4 protein-coding genes are annotated in these 2,705 nt (G+C 34.7%); all 4 read left to right on the top strand.

Annotated elements, in window-relative coordinates:
* Positions 1 to 530, top strand: a 530-nt coding sequence (locus QZZ23_RS13615) for a CRISPR-associated endonuclease Cas1 (protein WP_292471173.1), incomplete at its 5' end; no start/stop codon positions are given.
* Positions 531 to 532: 2 nt separating this feature from the next.
* On the top strand, positions 533 to 937 hold the full coding sequence (locus QZZ23_RS13610) for a hypothetical protein (RefSeq protein WP_292471169.1): 405 nt from the start codon (positions 533 to 535) through the stop codon (positions 935 to 937).
* A gap of 28 nt (positions 938 to 965) precedes the next feature.
* Positions 966 to 1,406 (top strand): hypothetical protein, encoded by a 441-nt coding sequence (locus QZZ23_RS13605; RefSeq protein ID WP_292471166.1) that lies wholly within the window; start codon positions 966 to 968, stop codon positions 1,404 to 1,406.
* Positions 1,407 to 1,499: 93 nt separating this feature from the next.
* The gene (locus tag QZZ23_RS13600) at positions 1,500 to 1,967 is read left to right on the top strand and encodes a barstar family protein (protein ID WP_292471163.1); all 468 of its coding nucleotides are present in this window, start codon (positions 1,500 to 1,502) and stop codon (positions 1,965 to 1,967) included.
* The last annotated feature ends 738 nt before the right edge of the window (positions 1,968 to 2,705 follow it).

The raw sequence follows: 2,705 nt of genomic DNA, 5'->3' as shown, positions 1-2,705 counted from the left end.
TTCATGTAGGCTTTTTACATGAGATGGCAACAGGTAAGAACAGCTTAGCCTATGATCTGCAAGAGCCTTTCAGATTCCTTGTTGATCTGGCAGTGATCAACCTCATTGAAACAGATAGGATGGAGAAAAAGGACTTCATAAGAACTGATAATTACTCTCTTAGGCTTAGACCAAGTGGTGCTAAGAAGCTTACAGAGGAGTTTCAGACTTGGATGAACAAGAAGGTTACATATCACGATAAATCAATGATGTGGAGCTATGTTCTTTTGCTCAAAACAAGAGAATTAGCTCAATTCCTAACTGGTAAAAAGAGGAAATTAGATTTTACAAATCCTTCATACAAGATTGAAAGACAGGATACTGATGAGATCAGGAAGAAGATATTGAGCATTTCTTATACTGACTGGAAGAAAATGGGTTTTTCCAAGGGTACTTTACACTACATGAAGCAAAATGCAAAGAGGAATAAACCGTTTACACTCAATGCTCATGTAAGGAAGAGATTAGAAACTTGGGGAGGAGGGTGCTGAAAATGGATAATCTTCACATAATCAAACAATACAGGGATTTATCAATTTCAATGGAAGAGCTATCTAATGTTATTGATGTGAATTCATTCGCTCCACCTGACTATTCCTATTCAGTAATTATTTGTAAAGAACATGTAATAAGTACTTTAGAGAAATACAAAAGAAATGAAGTAGCAGAATTAGACGTAGCAAGATGGGCTAAATTTATTATGTTTTCTGAATGGTATGATTACTGTGAAGAAAATTCAGAGCTAATTGCACGTATATTAATAGAAATAGAAGCCCCTTTATTGTGGGGTAACTATGCTGAAGGAGATTATGGAGAACTTACAGAATTCATGGGTAAACTGTCACCTGAAAAGGCAGATTTTTTTGTTAATGCTCTCAGGAATAATACTGAAATCTGAAAGTTGAAATCTTGGGGAAGATATAGTAATGGCTGAAGATGCGAGAAGGGTGTTGAAAATGGGTATTCTTCAAATAAGAGATGAACTTAGTCGATTGGGTGACATCAATCTTTTAGGGTTAACTAACAATGATTCAAAAACATTGATTCAACATATCTCAAAAGTTGCTGAAGACTTCAAACTAGGATTAAAAGGGGTCGACAATCCTCAATTGCTTATTGATATTATTGAAGATGATAAACAGGATTATGACATGTCTATTGAATTGATGTTTTTAGTATATAAGCAATTATTAAAACTGACTCCTAACAGAAACATATTGTTGGATTTTGTATATTATCTAGATTTCGTAGGTGGACCGGACTGGAAAGAAGAATTAGAATCTATCGAAAAGCTAGTAAATGAAGATAAAATATCAGAAGCTGTTGAAATTGCTTTAAAAGTAGATTATCACAAATTTCCTTTGTAGGAGATAACATGGACTCAAATAAAACTCACATGACCGATGAACTTCTCCCTATTAAAAGATCAAGGAAAAAGCTAAATGTTGGAATATAAGAATATGAAACTAAACAAATATATTCACTTTATTGCTTGTGATGCTGATGATTTAGATGAATTTATTGAAACGTTTTCAACAAGTAATGATGATTATTTAGCTGAGATAGATGGAAACAAATGTATAGAAATTGAAAATCTATACTCTGAATTCCAAAAAACGTTTCAATTTCCAGACTATTTTGGATGTAACTGGGCAGCTTTTGATGAATGCTTGAATGATCTTGATTGGATTAATGCAAAATCATATATACTAATTGTAAGGGATATGGATAAAATTTTACCCGAAGATGATGTAAGTTTTAATCTTTTGTTGAAATACCTACGTATAGCCGTCACTGAGTGGACAGAAGGTAGAAATTACGATGATTTTCCAACTAAAGAAACTCCTTTTCACTTGTATCTGCATAGCTCTAAAGAAAATAAAAATGAATTATACAACAGGTTGCAGCCACTAATAAATAATAGCTAATAAATAAGTTTTTTAACCTGTTGTTTTGTCGATCAGTCAATATACAGATCTTACTTTTAACAGAAGTATCTTTTTTAATACCGTTGCGTTTTTTGGTTATTACTATTACCCTAGACTATAGTGAGAGGGGTGAAATTCGAACTAATGGCTTCGAGATCAATACAGGTAGAGAACTATCACGTTTGTGCATAGGTGACTCCATAAATACACATTAAAGTCACTCTTATATGTGTACTGAAATTCGGTAGGATTGAAGCGAAGCTTATTCCACCAGATGAACAAGCGTAGAGAAGGAAGCTTTTTCATTCGGTGCATATATCCAACCATATTAGGCAGGGGTTTTCAGAAGTCTGTATGTGTGTTGGACGGAGTACCGGCATCTTGGGCGAAAGCCCATCTGCCTAAACGGAGTGAACCCTATGGGGCGAACTTTTTCGAGGGGTGCTATGCTCTGTTATATATGCCCATAAATAAATGCAATCGAGGCACTTGGTATTTGGTCACACAGAATAGCCATCATGTGTGCCTCTTTCCCAGAAAATTTCTCATCGCAAAGAAGACGGTTATCGTCTTACTCGTTAAAATCTCATCATATAATTGATATAGTTTTGCAGGCTTCATGAAACTCAGTCTTGCCTTAGCCATACCCAAATATTCTCCAAGTTGTAGCAGTTCTTCCTGAGAGAGACTGTCGGATAAGACAAGATAAATATCTTATCCAATCAATTAACGCGCAAA

The sequence above is a fragment of the Methanolobus sp. genome, assembly GCF_016278385.1.
Taxonomy (GTDB): Archaea; Halobacteriota; Methanosarcinia; order Methanosarcinales; family Methanosarcinaceae; genus Methanolobus.
The sequence above is the reverse complement of the archived record's forward strand: the minus strand, read 5'-3'. Positions and strand labels throughout refer to the sequence as shown.

Coding starts and splice junctions, on each gene's coding strand:
- QZZ23_RS13610 (WP_292471169.1), top strand. CDS start 533: ATGGATAATCTTCACATAATCAAACAATACAGGGATTTATCAATTTCA.
- QZZ23_RS13605 (WP_292471166.1), top strand. CDS start 966: ATGGCTGAAGATGCGAGAAGGGTGTTGAAAATGGGTATTCTTCAAATA.
- QZZ23_RS13600 (WP_292471163.1), top strand. CDS start 1,500: ATGAAACTAAACAAATATATTCACTTTATTGCTTGTGATGCTGATGAT.